This is a genomic window from Dietzia sp. DQ11-71 (assembly GCF_014144995.1).
Lineage (GTDB): Bacteria > Actinomycetota > Actinomycetes > Mycobacteriales > Mycobacteriaceae > Dietzia > Dietzia kunjamensis.
In genome coordinates, this window is record NZ_JAALDT010000292.1 from 1 (window position 1) to 5359 (window position 5359).

Sequence of the window (5359 nt, forward strand, 5' to 3'; positions counted from 1 at the left end):
GGCGTGTCGTCCTCACCCACGCTCAGATGCGAAGAGCCAGAAAACGAAGCCGTTGTCCCCCTCCATCTCAGCGAGAGTGGTGTCAATCGCCAACTGGGCCGAGCTATCAAAAGTGGTCCCCGTGCCGACGCTCGCTCCTTCGAACTTGCCAATGTGACCGCGGTTCAGCGAGGCCGCGACCTCGTCAACACGAGGCAGCACGTCACCTTCTACCCCAGACGTACCCCGGCCGGTCCAGGTCGGTGCGACCTTCAATGCGTGGTTCTCAGGGTCCATAGTCGCCGCTGCTGCGCTCGAACCATAGCCGACAAGGCTCACTCGGATATCGCGTTCAGCGCTACGCAGTGCGGCCAACTTGCTGTTTAGGCTCACTACCGCCGCAATCTGGCAATCGAGGACATCCCCCACAGAGCCGTCGTTATTCAGGTCATCACGAGAATCCACAGAGTCGTCACTATTGCAGTCCATACGATTCGGGCTGGAGGTCGATCCGGAGAGATCGACAGCGAAAGTGACATGTGTCTTCAACGAGGTCGACGCGGCGTCGGATACCCGTCCTTCGAAGGTGACCAACCCAGGCGAGACCGATTCACCGACTGCTGGCGCTACTCGCTGCATCGTCAGCTCGCCTGCGCTCGCTGACTGCACGGGAAATAATATCCCCGTAGGAATGGCTGTAGCCACAATCGCAGCAGCGAGCGTTCTGGACAGCCGTTTCCGATGTGCGTTCAATGTTCTCTCCTCAGCATTTGGAATGGACGGCTCGCTGAGCCGAACGCTATTGCCGAGGTGCGGAACTGTATGTCCCACGTTCGCCTGAAGTTGATGCCACTGAGGAACAAACCCGTGATGGCTTGAGGTGGGTCCGCGCGGAGAGGAAAGGAGGCGACAACCGCCACGCCAAGGACAGCGGACTCAGCCGCCTACCCTCACGCGAATTCGCGCTCAACCAGGCCTGGCTGTTTGCGGTGATGCTCGCCGTGGACCTCGTCGCCTGGACCCGGATGCTCGCTTGCACCGATGACGCTGCAGTCCTGGCCTTGTGCGAGCCCCAAGCACTTCGCTACAGCTTCCTTCACGTCGCAGCCCGACTGGCCCGCAGCAGCCGACGACGAAGCGTGAAGATCACCGAGACGTGGCACTGGGCCACCGCCATCGTCGCCTTGTTCAACACGATCGCCGCGATCTCCAAACCCGCCTGACCTCACCCTCCCACCCACGACAGCACCGCCTTCAGGCCCGCCCACCGGCAGTGTCAGCCGGCACCCTCCCACTCCTACGCGGGAAATCAAGCCCGCCGTCACCCGACGACAATGGTCCTCATATCCCGTGAATTACCGGGGCTAGGGTGGGCGCATGGACGCCGACATCAACTTCTACTTCGACCCGGTTTGCCCCTTCGCCTGGATGACCAGCAAGTGGGTGCGCCAGGTGCAGGCGCAGCGCGCCTACACGGTCGACTGGCGGTTCATCTCGTTGCGCCTGGTCAACGCCGGTGTCGACTATGACGCGCACTTCCCCCCTGAGTACGAGGCCGGCCACACCGCCGGGCTGCGGCTCCTGAGGGTGGCGGCTCGTGCGCGAGCCGAGCACGGCCGGGCGGCGATGGCGCCGCTGTACGCCGCCTTCGGGGCGCGCATCTTCGACACCGCTCCGGACGCCGGCGACGACCGCAGCGAAGGCGAAGAGCGTGAGCGGCGCGGGACGAGCGAGTTCGCAGAGCTGGTTCTCGCCGACGCTGGTCTACCGATCGAGCTCGCGGACGCCGTCGATGACGAGTCGTGGGACGCCGAAATCCGCCGGGAGACCGACGAGGCGCTCTCGCTGACGGGCAAGGACGTGGGCACGCCCATCATCCACTTCGAACCACCGACCGGCGTCGCCTTCTTCGGACCCGTGATCAGCCGGCTGCCTCACGAGGACTCGGCAGCCGAGCTCTGGGACCACGTGGTCGGGCTCGCCCGATTCCCGGGTTTCGCCGAGCTCAAGCGCAGCCTGCGCGAGAAGCCGCAGCTCGCCGCGTTCGGAGTCGACGCAGACACGGTCGGCACGCAGGAGGACTGGCACGGCGGGAGCCGTCGGCAGAAGAAGTGAGGTTGGCCGTTCGCACCACCGTGGCGGGACTGGAGGAGATACTCGCCTGATGGCTATCGATCCCCGAGGAAGAGACCTCAAGCGCTACCTCGCCGACGACCCCGGCGGCCCGGTCGTGATGCTGAACCTGCTCCGGTTCGCCGATGGTGGGCGAGAGGACTACGCGAAGTACGCTGCGGCGCTGAACGAGACGTTCCTCCCCCGCTACGGCGCTGAGGTTCTCTACGCGGGTGACGGTTCCACAGCCCTGGTGGCCGAGACCGGCCAGGATTGGGATGCCGTTCTGCTGGTCCGATACCCCAGCCGCGCCGCGTTCAGCGAGATGGTCGCCGACCCCGAGTATCAGACCGTCACGGCACTGCGGACGAGCGCGTTGCAGGAAGCGGTGCTCCAGGCCACGACCCCCTGGGCCTGACTCCGACCCCGTAGGCACGTCGAATCCGACGCACATGCCCGAGTGCGATCGCGCGCAGAGTGCGGGACGCCGGGGTTACTGCTGGGCTCGTCGTCGTCGTCGACCCGTGACGGCGTGGAGCACCAACGCGAGCATCACCGTCGCGCAGCAGATCACACCCACGCCGAACGCCATGGTGATGCCCTCGTCGGTCGAGTACGCGGAGTCGGAGGGGTGCGCGGCGAGGACGGCGGCCGACAGGGCCGCGCCGACCGCGCCGCCGACCGTGCGCAGCACCTGGTTGAAGCTCACCGCGCTGCCGAGCTGGTCCACGGCCACGCTGCGGGCGATGAGCGCGGGCATCGCGGCGTAGCCCGAGCCGATCCCGGCGCCGAAGAGGAACATGCCGATCGCCAGCGTCCAGAAGTCACCGTGCCGCAACCACAACAGCACCGACGCCACCGTCATCACGGCCGCGCCGACGGGGAGGAACACCGCCATGTCGTAGCGGCGGGACAGGGCACGGACCGTGCGGTTGGCCACGAGACTGCCCACCGACAGCGGCGCCATCATGAAGCCCGCCCACATCAGCGGCACCGCCAGGCCGAAACCGGTGTCGGCGGGCGCCTGCGCCACGAGGCTCGCGATGGACAACCCGATGTACATGGCGGTGCCCAGGCCGATCGCGGTGGCGTTGGCCAGCAGGACCTCGGGCCGGCGGACCACGCGGAGGTTGACCAGGGGATGCAGGGTGCGGATGCTGTGCACGATCCAGAAGAGCAGCGTGTTCAGCGCGACCACGAGGACGACGAGCGCCGTCGCGGACCCCCAACCCCAGGTCTGCCCCTCGGAGATCCACAGCAGCAACGCGGCCAGCCCGCCGCCCAGCAGCAGGGCCCCGCCGATGTCGAACGGCGTGCGGGGCGCGAGCGGATCGGGGCCCGCGGGGATGAAGTGCCAGACGCCGAACGCCGCGGTGGCCACGAACAGCGCCGCGAAGGCGAACGCGGCCCGCAGATCGAACGTCGCGGCGAGGATGCCGGTGAGCGGGTAACCCAGTCCCATCCCCACCGACACCGTGACCGAGAGGGTCGAGATGGTGGGCTGCGATTCGGTGTAGGTGAGGTGTCGGCGGGCCAGGGCGATGGTGATGGGCACCGTGCCGTAGAGCAGTCCCTGCAGCGCCCGGCCGATGAGGAAGACGGTGAAGTTCGGCGCGACGGTGGCGATGATGGAGCCGAGGAAGATCACGCCGAGGCTGGTCAGGAGCAGTTTCCGGGTATGGGGGCCGTCGGCGAGGCGGCCCATGATCGGTGTCGCGACCGCGCCGACGAGCAGGTTGGCCGTGAGCATCCACTGCGCCGTGCTCACGGGGATGCCGAACTCCGCGGAGACCGACGGCACCAGCAGCATGCCGAGGGAACTGACGATCGAGCTGGTCAGGGCGGCGTAGACGAGGGCTTGGACGAACCAGCGGGGCGCCGGGCGCCGGTGAGGGGTCATCGGGGGTCCTCGGAGTCGAGGCGGCGGAGCAGGGGGACCGCGGCCGCGAGTCGGTCGCGCTCGGCGTCATCGAGGTGGTCGCCGATCGCGTGGGCCAGCCAGTCCTGGCCCGCGGCGCGCTCGGTGCGGAGCTGTTCGCACCCGTCTGCGGTGATGGTGACGAGGGTGCGTCGGCCGTCGGCGGGGTCCGGGCTGCGGGAGACGAGTCCGAGATTCTGTAGTTCGCGGACGGCGTTGGCGACCGCCTGGTGGCTGATCCGCTCGAGGCCCGCCAGGTCGGTCGCGGCCAGGGGTCCGCGCTGCTCCAGGTGGGACAGGATCCCGACCTTGCCCATCGACAACGTCCGGTGGGAGTTGAACCGTCGCCACAGGGGGCGCAGCGCGTGGCGGAGGTCGTCGGCCAGGGCGGCGATGTCGGCCGACGGGGTAGCGGTCGGGTCTGCAGGTGGTCCAGCGGGCGGGTCGGCGGGTGTCACTCCGGCGAGTCTACAACCGGGTTGCGCAATCTGCTTGCGCAAGGGTGGGGGTGCGCGGTGGGGCGCATCGACAAGAGCGTTCCGCACACCTGCCTCTCGGCGAATGTGTGCGGATCTGCCTTGTCGACGCCGGGCCCGGCGGGCCGGACCCCCGGAGCAGTCGGCCTCAGTAGGTCCCGCAGTTGCTGGGCGCCGGGACGCCGCGCACGCGGTCGTCGAGGTACCGCAGGGTGCCCTCCAGGCCGGTGAGCATGGGTGCGGCGTGACCGATCACCAGGCCGGGCGCGACTGGGGGCATCGGGTCGATGACCATCTCCACGGTGACGCCCTGCGCGCACCAGTCGCGCCCGAGCTGCTGGGACTGGTGGCCGGGGACGACGTCGTCGTTCACGGGCGAGAGAACGCGCACGGGTGTGGTGGGCGCGAGCCGGCCGATCCGCTGACGCTCGAGGAATCCCGTGAGTACCGGCTCGGAACGCACGATGTCGCCGGCCGACTGCCCTGAGGTCGTGTAGGCGGTGGTGCGCTGCTGGAAGAACTGGACGGCCGTCTCGCCGATGCACTGGTCGGCGGTGGTGGCGAGCATGGCCCGGCCGCGGTCGTTGAAGTACGGGTCGATCAGCGGGCCCATCTCCGGGTAGGCGTCGAGCAGGCTGTTGAGCGAGTAGCCGATCACGCCGGCGATCGCGGTGCCGTCGACCTGCTCGAGGGTGGCCAGCAGGTCGGCTGGCGGCGAGCCCGCGGCGGTGCCGACGAGTTTGACCTCCGGCGCGTATTGCGGGTGCAGTTCGGCGGCCGCGGCGACGGCGCCACCGCCCTGGGAGTAGCCGGTGAAGACCGTGCGGGCGTCCGGGGCGATGTCGGCGCCCGGCACCGACGCCGCGACGCGCGC

At 68.6% G+C, this 5359-nt stretch carries 6 protein-coding genes and 1 pseudogene; 3 read left to right on the forward strand and 4 right to left on the reverse strand.

What is annotated here, in order from left to right:
- Positions 1-12 precede the first annotated feature (12 nt).
- A complete protein-coding gene (locus G6023_RS10790) occupies positions 13-648 on the reverse strand; it encodes a hypothetical protein (RefSeq protein ID WP_182635480.1) in 636 nt (211 codons plus the stop codon).
- A 245-nt stretch (positions 649-893) separates the two neighbouring features.
- Here G6023_RS10790 and G6023_RS10795 point away from each other — a divergent pair.
- The 3 genes and pseudogenes from G6023_RS10795 to G6023_RS10805 form a co-directional block, all read left to right on the forward strand.
- Positions 894-1202: pseudogene (locus G6023_RS10795) on the forward strand (transposase); the annotation flags it as partial.
- A gap of 154 nt (positions 1203-1356) precedes the next feature.
- On the forward strand, positions 1357-2094 hold the full coding sequence (locus G6023_RS10800; RefSeq protein ID WP_182635482.1) for a mycothiol-dependent nitroreductase Rv2466c family protein: 738 nt from the start codon (positions 1357-1359) through the stop codon (positions 2092-2094).
- 49 nt (positions 2095-2143) lie between these two features.
- Positions 2144-2509 carry a DUF1330 domain-containing protein gene (locus G6023_RS10805; RefSeq protein ID WP_007633060.1) on the forward strand — a complete coding sequence of 122 codons (366 nt, stop codon included), beginning with the start codon at positions 2144-2146 and terminating at the stop codon, positions 2507-2509.
- Between the two features lie 75 nt (positions 2510-2584).
- Here G6023_RS10805 and G6023_RS10810 read toward each other — a convergent pair whose 3' ends face one another.
- The 3 genes from G6023_RS10810 to G6023_RS10820 form a co-directional block, all read right to left on the reverse strand.
- Entirely contained in the window at positions 2585-3991 is a 1407-nt protein-coding gene (locus G6023_RS10810; RefSeq protein WP_182635484.1) for an MFS transporter, read from the reverse strand.
- Positions 3988-4467, reverse strand: coding sequence for a MarR family winged helix-turn-helix transcriptional regulator (locus tag G6023_RS10815; protein WP_347570762.1), 480 nt, complete (start codon positions 4465-4467; stop codon positions 3988-3990). Before G6023_RS10815 ends, G6023_RS10810 begins: the two co-directional genes overlap by 4 nt.
- A 166-nt stretch (positions 4468-4633) precedes the next feature.
- On the reverse strand, positions 4634-5359 hold a 726-nt coding region (locus G6023_RS10820), incomplete at its 5' end, for a lipase family protein (protein WP_241727811.1).